This window comes from Azospirillum sp. FG154 (assembly GCF_057809575.1).
Genome location: NZ_JBMDKF010000020.1, coordinates 74,287 through 90,076, shown reverse-complemented (window position 1 = coordinate 90,076; position 15,790 = coordinate 74,287). Strand labels below are relative to the sequence as shown.

At 63.9% G+C, this 15,790-nt stretch carries 17 protein-coding genes; 8 read left to right on the top strand and 9 right to left on the bottom strand.

Annotated elements, in window-relative coordinates; translation table 11 throughout:
• The first annotated feature begins 27 nt into the window (after positions 1–27).
• Both ACODS4_RS20595 and ACODS4_RS20590 read left to right on the top strand, forming a co-directional pair.
• The gene (locus tag ACODS4_RS20595; protein WP_488867011.1) at positions 28–1,116 is read left to right on the top strand and encodes a 5-(carboxyamino)imidazole ribonucleotide synthase; all 1,089 of its coding nucleotides are present in this window, start codon (positions 28–30) and stop codon (positions 1,114–1,116) included.
• Between the two features lie 195 nt (positions 1,117–1,311).
• Positions 1,312–3,024, top strand: a complete 1,713-nt coding sequence (locus ACODS4_RS20590; RefSeq protein WP_488867009.1) for an EAL domain-containing protein — start codon at positions 1,312–1,314, stop codon at positions 3,022–3,024.
• Between the two features lie 10 nt (positions 3,025–3,034).
• Here ACODS4_RS20590 and ACODS4_RS20585 read toward each other — a convergent pair whose 3' ends face one another.
• The 3 genes from ACODS4_RS20585 to ACODS4_RS20575 all read right to left on the bottom strand — a co-directional run bounded on the left by ACODS4_RS20585 (position 3,035) and on the right by ACODS4_RS20575 (position 4,360).
• Positions 3,035–3,211 (bottom strand): hypothetical protein, encoded by a 177-nt coding sequence (locus tag ACODS4_RS20585; RefSeq protein ID WP_488867007.1) that lies wholly within the window; start codon positions 3,209–3,211, stop codon positions 3,035–3,037.
• 133 nt (positions 3,212–3,344) lie between these two features.
• The gene (locus ACODS4_RS20580; protein WP_488867005.1) at positions 3,345–4,067 is read right to left on the bottom strand and encodes a DUF599 domain-containing protein; all 723 of its coding nucleotides are present in this window, start codon (positions 4,065–4,067) and stop codon (positions 3,345–3,347) included.
• Positions 4,068–4,156: 89 nt separating this feature from the next.
• Positions 4,157–4,360 carry a ribbon-helix-helix domain-containing protein gene (locus tag ACODS4_RS20575; protein WP_488867003.1) on the bottom strand — a complete coding sequence of 68 codons (204 nt, stop codon included), beginning with the start codon at positions 4,358–4,360 and terminating at the stop codon, positions 4,157–4,159.
• Positions 4,361–4,652: 292 nt separating this feature from the next.
• On the opposite strand from ACODS4_RS20575, the gene ACODS4_RS20570 reads away from it, so the two are divergent.
• Complete coding sequence (locus ACODS4_RS20570) at positions 4,653–4,934, top strand: hypothetical protein (protein WP_488867001.1); 282 nt, start codon at positions 4,653–4,655, stop codon at positions 4,932–4,934.
• A gap of 54 nt (positions 4,935–4,988) precedes the next feature.
• On the opposite strand, the gene ACODS4_RS20565 is transcribed toward ACODS4_RS20570, so the two are convergent.
• The gene (locus ACODS4_RS20565; protein ID WP_488866999.1) at positions 4,989–5,474 is read right to left on the bottom strand and encodes a GNAT family N-acetyltransferase; all 486 of its coding nucleotides are present in this window, start codon (positions 5,472–5,474) and stop codon (positions 4,989–4,991) included.
• A 267-nt stretch (positions 5,475–5,741) separates the two neighbouring features.
• Here ACODS4_RS20565 and ACODS4_RS20560 point away from each other — a divergent pair, with 267 nt between their 5' ends.
• Positions 5,742–7,130 carry a hypothetical protein gene (locus ACODS4_RS20560; RefSeq protein WP_488866997.1) on the top strand — a complete coding sequence of 463 codons (1,389 nt, stop codon included), beginning with the start codon at positions 5,742–5,744 and terminating at the stop codon, positions 7,128–7,130.
• A 49-nt stretch (positions 7,131–7,179) separates the two neighbouring features.
• On the opposite strand, the gene ACODS4_RS20555 is transcribed toward ACODS4_RS20560, so the two are convergent.
• On the bottom strand, positions 7,180–8,265 hold the full coding sequence (locus ACODS4_RS20555) for a glycosyltransferase family protein (RefSeq protein WP_488866995.1): 1,086 nt from the start codon (positions 8,263–8,265) through the stop codon (positions 7,180–7,182).
• Between the two features lie 219 nt (positions 8,266–8,484).
• Here ACODS4_RS20555 and ACODS4_RS20550 point away from each other — a divergent pair, with 219 nt between their 5' ends.
• Positions 8,485–9,759: a lytic murein transglycosylase gene (locus ACODS4_RS20550; RefSeq protein WP_488866993.1), complete on the top strand. Its 1,275-nt coding sequence runs from the start codon at positions 8,485–8,487 to the stop codon at positions 9,757–9,759.
• A gap of 26 nt (positions 9,760–9,785) precedes the next feature.
• On the opposite strand, the gene ACODS4_RS20545 is transcribed toward ACODS4_RS20550, so the two are convergent.
• Positions 9,786–10,436 carry a CatB-related O-acetyltransferase gene (locus ACODS4_RS20545; protein WP_488866991.1) on the bottom strand — a complete coding sequence of 217 codons (651 nt, stop codon included), beginning with the start codon at positions 10,434–10,436 and terminating at the stop codon, positions 9,786–9,788.
• 28 nt (positions 10,437–10,464) lie between these two features.
• The gene (phoU, locus tag ACODS4_RS20540; RefSeq protein WP_488866989.1) at positions 10,465–11,187 is read right to left on the bottom strand and encodes a phosphate signaling complex protein PhoU; all 723 of its coding nucleotides are present in this window, start codon (positions 11,185–11,187) and stop codon (positions 10,465–10,467) included.
• A gap of 239 nt (positions 11,188–11,426) precedes the next feature.
• Here phoU and ACODS4_RS20535 point away from each other — a divergent pair, with 239 nt between their 5' ends.
• Positions 11,427–12,734 (top strand): pentapeptide repeat-containing protein, encoded by a 1,308-nt coding sequence (locus ACODS4_RS20535; RefSeq protein ID WP_488866987.1) that lies wholly within the window; start codon positions 11,427–11,429, stop codon positions 12,732–12,734.
• A 5-nt stretch (positions 12,735–12,739) separates the two neighbouring features.
• Positions 12,740–13,003 carry a TfoX/Sxy family DNA transformation protein gene (locus ACODS4_RS20530; protein WP_488866985.1) on the top strand — a complete coding sequence of 88 codons (264 nt, stop codon included), beginning with the start codon at positions 12,740–12,742 and terminating at the stop codon, positions 13,001–13,003.
• Positions 13,004–13,054: 51 nt separating this feature from the next.
• On the opposite strand, the gene ACODS4_RS20525 is transcribed toward ACODS4_RS20530, so the two are convergent.
• Positions 13,055–13,570: a MarR family winged helix-turn-helix transcriptional regulator gene (locus ACODS4_RS20525; RefSeq protein ID WP_488866983.1), complete on the bottom strand. Its 516-nt coding sequence runs from the start codon at positions 13,568–13,570 to the stop codon at positions 13,055–13,057.
• Positions 13,571–14,045: 475 nt separating this feature from the next.
• Here ACODS4_RS20525 and aguB point away from each other — a divergent pair, with 475 nt between their 5' ends.
• Positions 14,046–14,948 carry an N-carbamoylputrescine amidase gene (gene aguB / locus ACODS4_RS20520; RefSeq protein WP_488866981.1) on the top strand — a complete coding sequence of 301 codons (903 nt, stop codon included), beginning with the start codon at positions 14,046–14,048 and terminating at the stop codon, positions 14,946–14,948.
• 28 nt (positions 14,949–14,976) lie between these two features.
• On the opposite strand, the gene ACODS4_RS20515 is transcribed toward aguB, so the two are convergent.
• Entirely contained in the window at positions 14,977–15,525 is a 549-nt protein-coding gene (locus tag ACODS4_RS20515) for a putative metalloprotease CJM1_0395 family protein (protein WP_488866979.1), read from the bottom strand.
• Between the last annotated feature and the right edge of the window lie 265 nt (positions 15,526–15,790).

Sequence of the window (15,790 nt, the reverse complement as noted above, 5' to 3'; positions counted from 1 at the left end):
TGGGCCAGACACAGAGAGTTGAAGACGATGAGCCGCATTCCCACCCTGGCGCCCGGCGCGACCATCGGCATGCTGGGCGCCGGTCAACTTGGCCGGATGACGGCCCTGGCGGCGGCCCAGCTTGGCTACAAGACGCATGTCTACGCGCCCGACGCCGCCGACAGCCCCGCCGCCCAGGTCAGCGCCGCCGCCACCGTCGCCGATTGGGACGATCTGGACGCGTTGGAGCGATTCGCCCGGTCGGTCGACACGGTGACTCTGGAATGGGAAAATGTCCCGGTCGCCACGGTCGAGCATCTGCGCCGCTTCGCCACGGTCAATCCGGGGCCGAACGTGCTGGCGGTGGCGCAAGACCGGGTGGCGGAGAAATCCTTCGTCAATGGTTTGGGCATCGGCACCGCCCCCTGGCGCGCCGCCCACAGCGCCGCCGAGGTCGCGGCGGCGGTGGCGGAAATCGGGCCGCGCTGCGTCCTGAAATCCACCCGGCTTGGCTATGACGGCAAGGGGCAGGCGCGCATCGACTCCACCGTCGATCCGGCTCAGGCGTGGGACTCGATCAACACCAGCGCGGCCATCGTCGAAGGCTTCGTCACCTTCGCCTGCGAGGTCTCGGTGATTGTCGCGCGCGGCGGCGACGGCGTGATGGCGGCCTATCCAGCGGTGGAGAACCGCCACAAGGACGGCATCCTCGACGTCACCATCGCCCCCGCCAAGATCGCCCCCGCGACTCTGGCCGAGGCCGAACGGGTCGCCCGCCGCATCGCCGAGGCGCTGGACCTCATCGGCGTTCTGGCGGTGGAGCTGTTCGTCACCCCCGACGGCGGCGTTCTGGTCAATGAAATGGCCCCGCGCCCGCACAATTCCGGCCATTGGACGATGGACGCCTGCGCCTCCTCCCAGTTTGAACAGTTGGTCCGCGCCGTTTGCGGTCTGCCGCTGGGATCGGTCGAGCGAGTCGCCGACGCTGAAATGACCAACCTGATCGGCGACGACGCGTTGCGCTGGCCCGCCCTGCTGGCCGAACCCGGCGCGCGCCTGCACCTCTATGGCAAGGCCGAGGCGCGGCCCGGTCGCAAGATGGGCCACGTCACCCGGTTGTTTCCCAAAACCTCATGATTGGAAAGCCGCACGGGCCGCGCGTCCTGCGTTGAGCCGCGACGCTTCCCAAACGCGCCCGCAAAATCCACCCTGACCTATGACGGATGGCGGAGCAAAATCATGCGGCTTTCAACCCTTGCCGAACTCCGCTACTCTTCGACAGAAAATGGTGAAAGTCGCTAAACTTTATTTCAAATTTTAAGTTAGGCTCCGATGACTCTGGCGCAGGACACGGCGATGCGGAAAACCCCGGCCAGCACAGCCGGGGAACGTCGTCCGCAGTCCAGTCGGGACCGTGACCGTTTTGTCGGCTTCGCCTTCGCCGCCGCCGATCTGCTGATCGAAACCGACAGCATGGGAACCATCCTGTTTTCCGCCGGCGCCCGGTGCCGCCTGACCAAGGGCGACGTCGGCGGGCTGGTCGGCACCAACATTCTCGACGTGGTGTCCCCCAGCGACCGCAAATACGTCCATGTCCTGTTCGACCGCATCCAGGAAAAGGCGCGGATCAAACCGGCCCGCGTCATCTTCCAGGCGATCGACGGTCAGAAATTCCCCGCCTTGCTGGGCGGCTGCCGCCTTGATTCCTGCCCCGGCTCGTTGTTTTTGACCGTGCTTCTGGCGTCCGGCCCGCGCAGCAGCGTCGGAGCGACCCCAGCGGGCGAGTTGCTGGACGAGCACAGCTTCAGCAACATCCTGGAAGAGCGCATCCTCAACGCGCGGGAAAAGGGGCTGGACCATGGCCTGACCCTTCTGCTGGTCGAAGGCTTGCAGTCGATGGTCGAAGCCCTGCCGGAAGGCGCGGCGGAAGAGGTCAAGGAGGGCATCGACGCCTATCTGCGCGGCATCTCCGCCGACGGCGACAGCGCCGGGCAGTTGGGCGGCGACCGTTACGGCATCGTCCACGCCGCCGACATCGACGGGCGCGAGGTGCAGGGCCACATCGCCCAGATCATACAGGCGGCGGGCGGGGCGTTGCCCGGCGGCATCCGATCCTGGACCCTGGACATGACCGACGACACGCTGGGCGCCGCCGACGCCGCCCGCGCGCTGGTCTACACCGTGCAGGCCTTCGCCTCGGCCCAAGGCGGCGAATTCACCATCTCCAGCCTGGAGGATGGGGCCAACCGCATGATGTCCGACGCGGTGGAACGCATCGGTCGCCTGCGCGCCACCATCGAAAAGAAAGACTTCTTCGTCGTCTATCAGCCCATCGTCGATCTGGAAACCCAGGCGGTCCACCATCTGGAGGCGCTGACTCGGGTGGAGGGGATGAGTTCCCCCGCCGACTTCATCACCTTCGCCGAGGATGTCGGGCTGATCTACGACTTCGACCTGCTGCTGACGCAGACGGTGCTGGACACGCTGAAGGCCTTCCGCAAGGAACCGAGACTGCCGGACGTCGCCATCAACCTGTCGGCCAAGACGCTGATGAGTCCGATCTTCCTCAACCAGTTCCAGTCCGTCGTCGAACCCTATGGCGACCTCAACAAAAAGCTGCTGATCGAGGTGACGGAGACCGTCGTCGTCAACGACATCGCCAAGCTGAACGAGGTTCTGCAAAAGCTGCGCGCGGTCGGCTATCGGATTTGCCTGGACGATGTCGGAGCCGGATCGACGTCTTTCCAGTCGCTTTACGGCATTCAGGCCGATTACGCCAAGATCGACGGAAAATTCGTGCGCGGCGCGGTGGAAAACCCGCGCGACATGGCGATGCTGCGCTCGATGACCGACGTTTGCCGCCAGCTTGGCCTGACCTTGATCGGCGAGCAGGTGGAAGAGGCGGCGCACGCCCAGTTGCTGGCCGATTTGAACGTGCCGCTGGCCCAGGGGTTCCTGTTCAGCCGTCCGTCCCGCGATTTCGCCTATTTCGCCAAGGATTGGTCGAAGGTGCGCGGCGGCGGCAAGGTCGTCTGGAAAAGCTGACCTCAGCCGGTCACGCCAGCGCGCGCGCCAGTTCCAACCGTTCGCGAGCCTCGTTCAGCGCCGCGCGCTTTTCCGCGAACGCGTCCGTCGTCACCCGACCATCATACAACCGCAGCCGATTCAGCATGTCCTCAGCCTCGTCCAAAATGGACATGACGTCCCACGCGGCGCTCGCTTTGATGCTCATAACGTTCCCCCGAAACCAACCCTTGACGCCGCTGTTGGCGGCAATCACGCCCCTGCAATACGGGATACCCCATATGACCTATGGGTCAGAGGATACGCGTTTGGTCGGTCTGAAATCGAGGGTATTTGACCTATTATTGTTGTTTTTTTAAGGAAGTTTGTTCCAAACGGTCGGTTTGAATCCGAATGACCTTCTCGGTCGCGGAGAACACTTGACGACGCGTCAGCACAACAATGATGCCCGTCGTCGCCAGCATGAAGGACAGCGGCCCGACCACCCAGGCCAGCACCGCCAGCGCGAAGTAATAAGACCGCATCCCCCCGTTCAGCGAGGTGACGGCCAGGGTCAGCGCGTCGCCGATGGCCGCCGCCATGACCGTCATCACGTCATGGGGCACCGGCGCGGCGGGGGCGGAGCCGATCAACGCGCAACAGTAATTGTATTGGCGCAAGGCCCAGGTGAATTTGAAAAAGCCGAAGGTGAAGATCCCGACCATCAACAGCAGCTTGTATTCAAAAATCTGCCGCGACGTTTTCGCCGTGAACGACAGGCCGGAGACCAGATCATGCGCGTGCTCGATGGCGCCAAAGGATCCGACCAGCCCGGCCAGCACCAGCATGTTGGTGGAGGCGAAAAAGGTGCAACTGTGCATGGTGTGGCCGAAGAGCTGCGAATCCATGATGCGGTTTTCGCGTTGCAGCATCTGCTCCATCCAATGACGGCGCACGATTTTCAAATGCTGATTCACCCCCTGCCGCCCGCGCAGCAGATGATCCTGAATGATCGTGAAGCCGACCCAGGACGCAAGGAACCAGACAAAGGCGATCACATCGAGCGGCGCGAGATCGGACGGCACAGGGCGGCACTCACAAACGGATGGTCAAAGACAAAGGATCCCGGACGGAAGCCGCCCATCTACCGATCAAAGCCGCGCCTGTCCAGCCGTTAGGCCCGGTTCAACAACGCGTTCAGCACATGAACCCGGATGGCGCTGGACAGATTGCCCGTGCGCGTCCGGTCGATGTCCTCGATCAGCGCGTTCACCGACAGCCCGCGCGTCTGGGCGACGCCCTTCAACGCCTCCCAGAACTCCTCTTCCAACGAGACGCTGGTGGGATGACCGGCGATCATCACCGAACGTTTTTTCATCGCGTGGAGCATCCGAAGGGGAGACGAGGATTCGACTCCACACTACCCCAGCGCCGTCATCCGGGTCCAACCATGCTTTCCGGGCGCGTGCTCAGGCGGCCATGCCGATCAGCCCGCAAACATCGGTCGCCAGCGCTTCGAGAGCGCCGCGTTCCGCGCTGTCTTTCCCCAGCCCACTCGTCCGGCAAGGCGCATCGGGCGAAAAGCGAATTTTGTTCTATTTTTGTTCTTGTCGAGACTATGGGAAGGGCGTAGCGTTTCCGTCATGTCCGCATGGCCATGGGAGAGTCGAATGGGAGAGTTCACTCTGGACCAGGATCGCGCGCTGATCGCCCGCGCCCGCGTCGCCGAATTGAAAAGCTGCGGTTGGCGCGTGATCGGCCCCGGCGAGGAAGGCTCCGTCTGGATGGAAGGCCCGCCGCTGGCCGGTGGGTTGAACCGGATGGCGGGCGGACGAACCGCCAACCGCGCGCAGGATCAAGACTCCGCCCAACAGCCGGTCGGCGCCCTGTTCGAGGATGTGATCGCCCGCGCCCTGGCCCGCGCCGACCGCGCCAAGCGCCAAGCCGCCTGAAACGCGCCGCGTCGGAAGGGTGCGCCGCCGGTTTGGCCGCCGGTTTGGATGGCCCTACGCCGTCTCCGCCGCCAGCGCGGCCAGACCGTCGCCGGTCAGGCGGTAGGGCAACCATTCCTGCAACTGGCGAAAGCCGATCCGGTCGTAAAAACCGCGCGCCGGATTCCAATCCAACACATTCAGATCAACCCGGCGATAGCCGCGCTCCACCGCCCGCCGGGCGATGGCCGCCAAAAGCTTGCGCCCCACGCCATAGCGGCGGGCGTCGGGGGTGACGTAAAGATCCTCGACAAACAGACCCGGCCGCCCCTCCCACGTCGAATAGGTGCGCGAGGTCAGGGCGAATCCCACCGCCTCCCCGTCCAACTCCGCGATCAACGCCTCGAACATCGGCGTCTCGCCCCACCCGTCGCGGCGCAAATCCTCCTCCGACGACTTCACCGACTGCGGTTCCCGCTCAAACTCCGCCAATTCGCGGACAAAGCGCATGATGACGGAACTGTCGGCCTCGACAGCCGGACGAATGACAACAGTCGGCATCGCCGCGCGTCTCCCCAATGACCAAAGCCCCGGACGATACCCGCCCACCCCGCCGCCGATCAAGGCGAAGGGGCGGATTGAGGGGGGATAAGCATGGATTTGCCACCTCTCTGCTCCAAGGGAAAACATTGCTCCTTCTGGTTGATTCGCGGGCGAGGTAAACTTGTTGTCGATAAGATGCGATGGATCGCTCATATGGAGAATGTCAGTTAGAACTTTCAGAATAGAGGCCGCCCCTGATTCTCTATACGTATGCCGAGGATTTTTATGAACGCTCTCAACTATATCCGAACAATTATCGTACAGCACCGACATCGACAGTCTTTGCCAAACCCTTACCTGGACGAGTTGGGGGGCTTGTCATGGCCAGGGATGATTCGCGGCCCGTCGGGCCAAGAAATCCTATTCGACTCAAAAATGCTTGCAGTAGTTCGTCGTCTTGCCGATTGTATAGGTAAAGATGATCGATCAGTCGGCAATCGCGAATGGCTGAATTTGGTTCGTCAAAGTGTAGCATACGCCCTGGACGCCTGCGCCCCAAACACTGACCTGGACGTTACCGCTGACGACGTCCTGAAATCCGTTAGGTCTTCACTGTCCCTAAACAAGTCGAAAACCGGCCACTTCGAGTTCGCTTTCGGTTGCACATTGTTTGAGGGCGTCACTCCGCGCCCTTTCTGCATCGGCCCGGTCCGTTTCGAGACACGACAGGACTGGCTTGAGCGCAAATTTACAGAAGGTGGCATTTCAAGCTTGACGCGACGCCGTGTCCTCCGCGCTTGGGAAGGGCAAACGCCGCGTAAGCGCAAAGGCTCCGTCGATAGCCATCAGGAAGAAACAATACTGAGCCTAACCAGCGAGGCTTCGTTTGTTTGCAGTGTCAGCACCAACGGCATGACGCATAACTTCGGTCAACGTCAGGCACGAACCACCGCGCGGCTGGCCCTGACCGCCATCGCGCTGCTGTGGGAGCGAACATCACAAGTTTTGAGCAAAATGAACTTGGTGGAAGATCGCGTTGTTCGCATCCTGCACGAGCTTACCTTCCAAGATGGTCCAGTTGCTTCTTTTGGAAGCCGCAAATCCCACGCACCAAATGGACAGAGGTTGAATGGAAATGAATGGGATAAACTTCAAAGCGATTTCGATTGTTATTTCCGCGTGATCGGCGAGTTATTAAATTATATCGCAGACATCTGTAGACCTCCTAGCCGCCCGAAGACGACCCACGCGCTGGCCCATGCCTTGCTATGGTTTCACCAAGCTTGTCGGGAGGAATCAGATGTAATTTCAGTCAGCAATTTTGCAATGTCGTTGGATTGCCTAGTTTCAGGTGAAGGTAAGGGTGATATCAAAAATTTAATCAAGTTTCAAATTGGCATTGACGCCAATAAAAAACTCTTTGGCATAGAAAACAAAACAATCGAACAAACTGTTATTGAAATTTACGATCACGCTCGCAATGCAATAATACACGGACGTAGAGACAAAAATGGCAGACCAGACAGCAAGCCTTTCCATGATTGGGAGCCTGAACGTGAGCGGGCCGAGGCTTTGGCCAAATACTGTCTGCTGGCATGCATCAACTGGACCGGGCAACACCCGAACATTGATGCTCCAGAGTCTTGGAGACGTTGCAGACAAACCGACCATTAAGTTGCCAATGGTGGAAACCCATTGGTGTTCAGGCCGTGTCTGAACCCCATCAATCGTCGCCGCCGCCCTTCAGGTCCAGAAGGCCGCGCAGTTCCTGGGCGCGGCGTTCGGCGCTGTGTTCGGACAGTGCCCGTTGCCGGGCGCGTTGGCCCAGATCGGCCAGATGGTTGCGCGGCAGCATCAGCGCCGTGGTCACGTCGTCGGTTTGCGACGCCGCCAGAATCTCGCGTCCCGGCTCGAAAAAGCGGTCCAGACCATCCCAACGGTCGGACACGATGGGAACGCCGCTGGCCGCCGCCTCCAGCAGACGGTCGGACGGGCACCAGCCGACGTCCCGTTCGTCGTCGCGGGCCAGCGCCAGCGTGACGGTGGCGGAGGCCTGAAGGGCGGCGCGCTCCGCCGCGTCCAGTTCGGGAAGGGTGCGAACGTTGGGCGGCAGGGTCAGCGGGTCGGGCAGATCGCGCCCGGACAGGATGAAGCGGCGGCGGGTCAAGCGCTGCGCCGCGTCCAGGAAAAAGCGCTCCAGCCCCAGCCGCGCCGCGCCGTCCGGCGGCACGACGCAGCAGAGATCGGCCAGATAGGCGTGCTTGGCGGCGGCGGGCTTGTGGCCGTCCGGCGCGATCCAGGGGTGGAGGGGGGCCACGGCGACCGCGCCCGCCCGCTGGCGATACAGCTCCAGGGCCGGGCCGCCGCCTGACGCCAGCACCAGATCGAAGCCGCCCAGACCGTCGGCGGGCAGATGGTCCGGCGTTTCGCCGCGCGCCAGCGCGCTCAGCGACGCCGCCGCGTCGGGGTCGTACAGCGCCCGGCGGGCCGCCCGCGACTCGCGCGCCAGCCCCGCCGCCGCCAACCCGTCCGGCCCCTGCGCCACGGCCAGCACCACCCCCGCGTCGTCGGCGTGGTGGGCCGCCGCGACGGCCACCGCGTCCCACGCGGCGTAGGTCAGCCGCTCGCCGCCCGGAATGGTCCAGGCAGGCGTCGGGGCGGGGGCCGAGGCGGGGGGCGGGCCGACCCGCTCCACCGCCACCACCCGATGGCCACGCGACGCCAGCGCCAGGATCAGCGCGCGCCAGCGCAGGCTGTGGCCGACGTCATGGCCGTGGCCGCTGCTCAGGCCCAGGATCACAATCTTCATGGCGGCGTCACCCTCCCGACATCAATGACCCGGCAACGACCCGGCAACACGGCGGCGCGAACGCCATCAATCTGATATGGCCTGTTCGGATCGAGCCGCAAGCGGCGGGTTTTCCCCGATTCCCCGCCCGCAAACCGATTCCGCTTTCCAGTTGAGCCGGACAGCCGCGCGCCCTAGGGTCAGATCATCGTCCCTGCGACCATGATCGAGCGCACGCCCATGCTGCCCCGCCCCCTGCCCCTGCTCCGCCCCTCCGCCCGCCTGCTGCTGGGCACGCTGCTGCTGACCGGGTGCCAGACCAGCGGCGCGACCGCCCCGGCCCCCGCCAGCGTCGCCGCTCCGGCGTCCGCCGCCGGGCAGGCGATGGCGCAACAGAGCTTCGCCGACTGGCTGAACGCCCTGCGCGCCGAGGCGCTCAGCCAGGGGATCCGGGGACCGATTTTTGACCGGGCCTTCCAGTCGGTCAAGCTGTCCGACCGCGTTCTGGAGCTGGATTCGAGCCAGCCCGAGTTTGCCCGGCAAGTGTGGCAGTATCTCGACAGCGCGGTGAATGAAAAGCGCGTCCAGGCCGGGCGGCAGAAAATGCGCGAGAACGCGGCGCTGCTGACCCGCGTCAGCCAGCGGACAGGCGTGCCGCCGGAAATCCTGGTCGCCTTCTGGGGGATCGAAACCGATTTCGGCGCGTCCACCGGCGGTTTCTCGGTGATCGACGCCTTGACCACGCTGGCCTATGAGGGTCGCCGCGCCGCCTATTTCCGCACCGAGCTGCTGGCCGCCCTGCGTATTCTCGATTCCGGCGACATTCCGCCGGAAAAAATGTCCGGCTCCTGGGCCGGGGCCATGGGCCAGACCCAGTTCATGCCCACCATCTTCCTGAAGCACGCGGTGGACGAGGACGGCGACGGCCACCGCGACATCTGGGGCAGCATGCCCGACGTTCTGGCCTCCACCGCCAAATTCGTGCTGGCCAACGGCTGGCGCTCCGGCGAATCCTGGGGGCAGGAGGTCCGCTTGCCCGAGGGCTTCGCCTATGAGCAAGCGGAACTGACCGTGACCAAACCGCTGTCGGAATGGGCGCGGCTGGGCGTGGTTCCGGTGGATGGCGGGACATTGAGCGGCGAGGCTCCGGCGGCGATCATCGTGCTGGCCGGGCATCAGGGACCGGCCTTTCTGGTGCGCGAGAACTTCCGCGCCATCATGCGTTACAACCCGTCAACCAGCTACGCGCTGGCCGTGGCTCTGCTGGCCGACCGCATGGCCGGGCGGGCGGGCGTGGTCGGAAGCTGGCCGCGCCAGGAAGCGGCGCTGAGCAAGGACGAGCGGTTGGAGCTGCAACAGCGCCTCGCCACGCTGGGGCTGGAACCCGGCGCCGCCGACGGCATCGTCGGGGCCAACACCCGCAACGCGGTGCGGCGTTTCCAAAGCTCCATCGGCGCGATTCCCGACGGCTTCGCCACCAAGGCGCTGCTGGAGCGTCTGCGCCAAACCTCCTGACAGCTACAGGAGCGCGGCGCGTCTGGTCAGCGCGCCGCCGCCTCCAACCGCGCGATGTCGCCGCTGGCGATGGCCGGGATGTTCCGGGTGATGGCGGCGGCGTCCCAATTCCACCACGCGATCTCTTGCAAGCGCTTGATTGTTTCGTCATCGAAACGCATGCGGACGACGCGGCCCGGATTGCCGACCACCACGGCGTAGGGCGGCACGTCCTGGCTGACCACCGCCCGCGCGCCGATGATCGCGCCATCGCCGATGGTGATTCCGGGCAGGATCAGGCTGTCCCAGCCGGTCCAGACATCGTTGCCGAGAACGGTGTCTCCCCGGCTTGGAAAATTCGTTTCGTCCTCGTACCGACCAGCCCAGGCCCCACCATGCATCAGAAACGGGTAGGTCGAAAACCCGGCCAGCCGGTGGTTGCCGCCGTTCATCAGAAAGCGGGTGCCGGTGGCCATGGCGCAGAAACGACCGATGCGCAGCCGGTCGCCGGTGAAGGCGTAATGGTAGAGCACGTTGCGCTGGAACGCCTCCGGCCCGTCGGGATCGTCGTAATAGCTGTAGGCGCCGATCTCGACGTTGGGCGGCAGCGGCAGATTGCGCGCGAACATGACGCGGGGATGGGCCGGAATCGGGTGCAGGGCGTCGGGATCCGGCCCCAACAACGGATCATGCGTCATCGAAACAATCGTTCTTCTGAAGGTATCGTTACGATTCAAGAACGGGTGGAAGCGCCACGGCGAAGCTGCTGAGATCCTCCTTGTGGCGCTCGTCCGTCGGCAGATGGCCTTTGACGAGATACAGGATGTTTTCGGCCACGTTGGTGGCGTGGTCGCCAATCCGCTCGATGGATTTCGCGGCGAACAACAGATGGGTGCAGCCGGTGATCTGCGCCGGGGTTTCCATCATGTAGGTGAGAAACTCGCGGAACAGGCTGGTGTAAGCCGCGTCCACCTCGCCATCCCGGTCACGAATGACGGTGGCCAAAGCGACGTCCTGCTCGGCGTAGGCGCGGCGCATGTCGCCGACCATGCTCAGCACCGTCCGCCCCATCCAACTGAGCGAGCCGACCGGCGGCAAGCTTGGCAAACCGGCCAGCGTCACCGCCCGCTTGGCGACCGACCCGGCGAAATCGCCCATTCGTTCCAGGTTCGACGCGATTTTCAGCGCCGCCACGATGTCGCGCAGATCCTTGGCCATCGGCTGGCGCAGGGCCAGCAGGCGGATGGCCATCGCCTCAATCTCCATCTCCAACCGGTCGATGGCGGCGTCGCCGCCAATGACCTGAGTCGCCTTGTCGACGTCAGCCGTGGTCAGAGCGTCCAGCGCGTCCGCCAATTGCCGTTCCACCAACTCCGCCATGCGGTCGATCGCCGCGTGCAGAGCCGTCAATTCGGCGTCGAACGCCGCAACCGTGTGCCCACCGACCATTCTTGACGTCCTTTTCAAACGGATCCTTGACACCCAGGCTCGCCGAACAACCATTCCGATGGTCTGACGAGAGCGTGTCAAGCGGGTTTCCCGCAATCCCAAGGGCTATACCCAATGGCTCTTAACCTTTGGCATAGATTATTTTAAGACACTGGTCTATCGCTTGGACAACAGCGCTTTCGTCCGGTCGGCCTGTCGTTGCGCGACGGACAAAAGCCCATGACAGTGGACGCGAGTCGATGACGCCACATGAGTTGGTCGCCATTCTTGAAAAGCACGAGCGCTGGCTGAAGAAACGAACCGGCGGTTCGCGCGCCAATCTGACCATGGCGAACATGGAAGGCTCCAACCTGTCGGGCGTCGATCTGACCCAGGGCAAATTGTCTGGGGCCAACTTGTCCCATTGCGACCTCAGCAACGCCAATCTCAGCAACGCCGATCTGTTCGCCGCCCACCTGACCAAGGCCGACCTGTCGGGCTGCAACCTCTACCGCGCCGATTTGCGCGGCGCCCACATGCGCGGAGCCAAGCTGAAACGCGCGATCCTGAAAGAAGCCGACTTGCGCGGCGGCGCCCTGCTTTACAGCGGCGGCGGAAAAGGCGGCAAGGGCGTAGACTTCATTCGTTCCGACCTGTCCGGCAGCGATTTCGACGACGCGTCGTTGAGCAATGCCAACATGTCCGGCGCCGACCTGACCGACGCGACGATGAACGGCGCCGATTGCGAAGGCGCGCTGCTGACCGGCGCCACCCTGATGCGCGCCGTGATGAAAAGCTGCAACCTGACCAACGCCGACCTGCGCGGCAGCAATCTGTCCGGCGTCAATCTGCAAGGCGCGGTTCTGCGCAACGCCAATCTGTCGGGCGCCATGCTGGCCGGGGCCAATTTGCGCAACGCCGACTTGCAAGGCGCCAAGCTGGAGGGCGCCGATCTGGCCGGGGCCGACACCACCGGCGCCAACCTCGCCCGCTCAGCGGAAAATTTCTCGGTGCAGATCCAGCAGGCTCTGCACAATCATTACACATGGATCAACACCAGCGGCGCCATGGGTTCGCGCGCCGATCTGGCGGGCGCGGACATGACCCACATTGATCTGTCGGGGGTGAATCTGTCCGGGGCCAATCTGAAGCAGGCCAACCTGACCGGCGCCAAAATGCGCGAATGCCTGCTCATCATGTGCGACATTTCCGACGCCGTTCTCAGCGGCGCGGACTTCACCGGCGCCATCCTGGACGGGGCCAATCTGCGCGGAACCAATCTGCAAGGCGCCCGCCTCGACGGGGCCGGGATCGGCTGGGTGGACATCAAAGGGCCGGATGGAAAGCCAACCGGGCGTTTGTGGGCCGCCAACCTGACCGGTTGCACCCTGAACGGCGCCTCCTGCGTGCGCACCAATCTGCGCGGGGCCAATCTGTCGGATTGCGATTTCTCCGACGCCAACCTCACCGGCGCCATTCTCAGCGACGCCAACATCCGCGACACCCGTTTCACCGGGGCCAACCTCACCGGCGCCAGCCTGCCGCCGCCGCCCGACCTTGACGATTGAACAGCATGGCGAACGGCCCTTCCCCGCTCTCCTTGCCCGGCGTTGGCCCCAAAACAACCGCGTTGCTGGCGGACATCGGCATCCATGACGTCCACGCGCTGCGCGCCATCGGAGCGGTCGAAGCCTACCGCCGTTTGCGCATGGCCTCTCCGCAGCGCGTCAGTTTGAACGCGCTGTGGGCGCTGCACGCGGCGCTTCTCGGCGCGCCATGGACGTCCATCGACGCCGCGACGAAGCGGCAGCTTCTCGACCGCCTCAACGCCCCATGATGAACGACGGTCATGATGCGAATGGCGTCATCGCGCCTAAAAATCAACGGCCTAAAAATCAACCTCGTCATCCCGCCCTTGAGCGGCGGCGTTTAAATTCGCGCCGACCTGCCGCAGCACGGCGATGGCGCGCGCGACCTCATCTGGTGGAATTCCAACGACGGCGAGTTCAGCGATGTCCGACGCGCTGGGCATCATGGTGTCGCGCAAAGCCCGCCCCTTGTCGGTCAGGTGGATGTTCATTTTGCGGCGGTCGTACACGTTGCGCACCCGCTGAACCAGCCCCTGGCTTTCCATGACGTTGACCGCCGTCACCGTCGTCGGCTCCATCATGCCGACGCGGTGGCTGAGTTCGCGTTGGGTCAGCCCATCCTCATCCCACAGGGCGCGCAAGAAAAACCACTGCCCCATGCTGACGCCGGAACGGGCGATTCGGGTCTGCAACGCGCGGGCAAAGGCGCGGTTCACATCGCGGACGACGAAGGACAGGGCGTTGTCGGCGGCGGGAACATCCTCATCCACCGCGTCGCCCGTCGTCGGCTCCCACCCTTTGAAACACGCCACCATCCCAACACTCTTCCTGCCCGTCATTCCTGCATTCGCTCTGGCGTGCGGCGCTGTTTCGCGATCCAACCGCCACCTGGGCACGAGCGACATCCCCAATCTTTCCCAATCATAGCGTGTTGCGCCCGAAGAGCAAATCAAATGCGCAAACCTCATGCACAGACATGCAATGATATGTCAGCCTCCATTCAATGCCGACCATTGACGTCAGACAAAATCAAACAAGCCTCCTCACGCACCATTTCTTTCCACAGCTTTTCCCTGCGCCAACGCCCTTCACATCCCATATCCCGATATGAGAGACCAGAATCGACTGTCGAGGCGAAGACCTTTTACTTCGCTTTCAGGAATGCTCCTGACTCGCGAATATGAAGATTCCGCTAAAATTCCCTCTTTGGCTTTCGCGAAACTTGCCTGCGTCCCAATCATGCCGCCAGACTGAAACCTGCAAACTTCCTGTCCGACGTGAGGATCCATCATGACCACCACCGCCGCCGCGCCCCGCCTCGTCACCGTCGCCGCGACGCAAATGGCCTGTGGCTGGGATCGGGCCGCCAATGTGGCCGGCGTCGAATCCTTGGTTCGCCGGGCCGCCGCCCAGGGCGCCCAGATCATTCTGCCGCAAGAGCTGTTCGAGACGCCCTATTTCTGCAAGGACCAAAAGCAGGCGCTGTTCGACCTCGCCGCCCCCGTGGCCGATCACCCGGTGATCGCCCGGATGAGCGCGCTGGCGCGCGAACTGTCGGTGGTGATTCCCGTCAGCTTCTTTGAAAAGGCCAACACCGCCTTTTTCAACTCGCTGGCCATGATCGACGCCGATGGTTCAATTCTGGGCGTCTACCGCAAATCGCACATCCCCGACGGCCCCGGTTATCAGGAAAAATTCTATTTCAGCCCGGGCGACAGCGGCATCAGGGTGTTCAAGACCCGTTACGCCACCGTCGGCTGCGCCATCTGCTGGGACCAGTGGTTTCCCGAAACCGCCCGGATCATGGCGCTGAAGGGCGCGGAGATCCTGCTCTACCCGACCGCCATCGGGTCGGAGCCGCAGGATTCGACCATCGACAGCCAAGGCCATTGGACCCGCGTCATGCAAGGCCATGCGGGCGCCAACCTGATGCCGCTGGTCGCCTCCAACCGCATTGGCCGGGAAGAGGGGGAAAGCTGCGGCATCACCTTCTACGGCTCCTCCTTCATCGCCGGGCCGCAGGGCGACATCGTCGCGCAAGCCGACCGCGACGGCGAAGCCGTGCTGACCGCCCGTTTCGATCTGGACCGCATCGCCGCGCAACGCGCGTCCTGGGGCCTGTTCCGCGACCGTCGCCCTGAATTGTACGGCGCGCTGCTGACGCTGGACGGGGAAACCACGCCGCGCCAATGACAGAAGGCGGGGCGTCCGCCCCAGACTTTTACACCACGAAGCTGGCGCCACGGGCGGCGCCAAACGCCGCCGTCGCCCCAACCAGACTCAGCGCGCTGCCGTAGGCCGCCGCCCCGCGCGCGGACAAGGCGGGTGACGCCGCCGCGCTTTTGTTTTTGCTGTCGTCATTCGCCGCGTCGCCACGGCTGGATTCCGAGTCGCCAGACTTTCCGTCAGCCTTGCCCGCCCCCGCCGAACCGCCCTGCTGACGCAGTTCCGATTGCGCCTTCAGCTTCAGGGCGTCGGCCTGAGTCGCGACGCGCAGATCCTGGGGCGATGGATCCGCCGGAGCCAGCGCCGCCGCCTTGACCTGCTCCATCTTGCTGATGGTGGCCGCCGGGGAGTTTTCCGGGCTGATGTCGACCTGGACCTCGCCAGCGGTCGCGTAACTCTTGCCGTCGGGTCCACGGGTGTAGGTGAAGGACGCCGCCCCGGCGTTGCCGCCGCCCGCCGCCTGATGCGCCGCCTCATGCTTGCGAACGTTGGCGTCGGCCTGCTTGAGCTTTTGAACCTGCTGCTGGGCCTGCGGGGTTTGCACGCCACTCCCAAGGGCCGCTTGACTGGCCCCACCGTTGCCCGTGTGTTCACAGCCGCCAACAGCGTTGCAGCTTGAGCATGACGTCGAGCCGCCACTCTTGGCCGGTGATGAACCGGACAAAGAGCGGAACGCACCAATAGGCGCGCCTATGGACGACACACCGTCAACCACCGCCCACGCCCCTCACCCGCCACAATTCCTGAGAATGATTTTAGTTCGATTCCGCATCATCGACAACGCCATCCAGGACCGATCACGCAAATGG

Coding starts and splice junctions, on each gene's coding strand:
- ACODS4_RS20595 (WP_488867011.1), top strand. CDS start 28: ATGAGCCGCATTCCCACCCTGGCGCCCGGCGCGACCATCGGCATGCTG.
- ACODS4_RS20590 (WP_488867009.1), top strand. CDS start 1,312: ATGACTCTGGCGCAGGACACGGCGATGCGGAAAACCCCGGCCAGCACA.
- ACODS4_RS20585 (WP_488867007.1), bottom strand. CDS start 3,211: ATGAGCATCAAAGCGAGCGCCGCGTGGGACGTCATGTCCATTTTGGAC.
- ACODS4_RS20575 (WP_488867003.1), bottom strand. CDS start 4,360: ATGAAAAAACGTTCGGTGATGATCGCCGGTCATCCCACCAGCGTCTCG.
- ACODS4_RS20570 (WP_488867001.1), top strand. CDS start 4,653: ATGGGAGAGTTCACTCTGGACCAGGATCGCGCGCTGATCGCCCGCGCC.
- ACODS4_RS20565 (WP_488866999.1), bottom strand. CDS start 5,474: ATGCCGACTGTTGTCATTCGTCCGGCTGTCGAGGCCGACAGTTCCGTC.
- ACODS4_RS20560 (WP_488866997.1), top strand. CDS start 5,742: ATGAACGCTCTCAACTATATCCGAACAATTATCGTACAGCACCGACAT.
- ACODS4_RS20555 (WP_488866995.1), bottom strand. CDS start 8,265: ATGAAGATTGTGATCCTGGGCCTGAGCAGCGGCCACGGCCATGACGTC.
- ACODS4_RS20550 (WP_488866993.1), top strand. CDS start 8,485: ATGCTGCCCCGCCCCCTGCCCCTGCTCCGCCCCTCCGCCCGCCTGCTG.
- ACODS4_RS20545 (WP_488866991.1), bottom strand. CDS start 10,436: ATGACGCATGATCCGTTGTTGGGGCCGGATCCCGACGCCCTGCACCCG.
- phoU (WP_488866989.1), bottom strand. CDS start 11,187: ATGGTCGGTGGGCACACGGTTGCGGCGTTCGACGCCGAATTGACGGCT.
- ACODS4_RS20535 (WP_488866987.1), top strand. CDS start 11,427: ATGACGCCACATGAGTTGGTCGCCATTCTTGAAAAGCACGAGCGCTGG.
- ACODS4_RS20530 (WP_488866985.1), top strand. CDS start 12,740: ATGGCGAACGGCCCTTCCCCGCTCTCCTTGCCCGGCGTTGGCCCCAAA.
- ACODS4_RS20525 (WP_488866983.1), bottom strand. CDS start 13,570: ATGGTGGCGTGTTTCAAAGGGTGGGAGCCGACGACGGGCGACGCGGTG.
- aguB (WP_488866981.1), top strand. CDS start 14,046: ATGACCACCACCGCCGCCGCGCCCCGCCTCGTCACCGTCGCCGCGACG.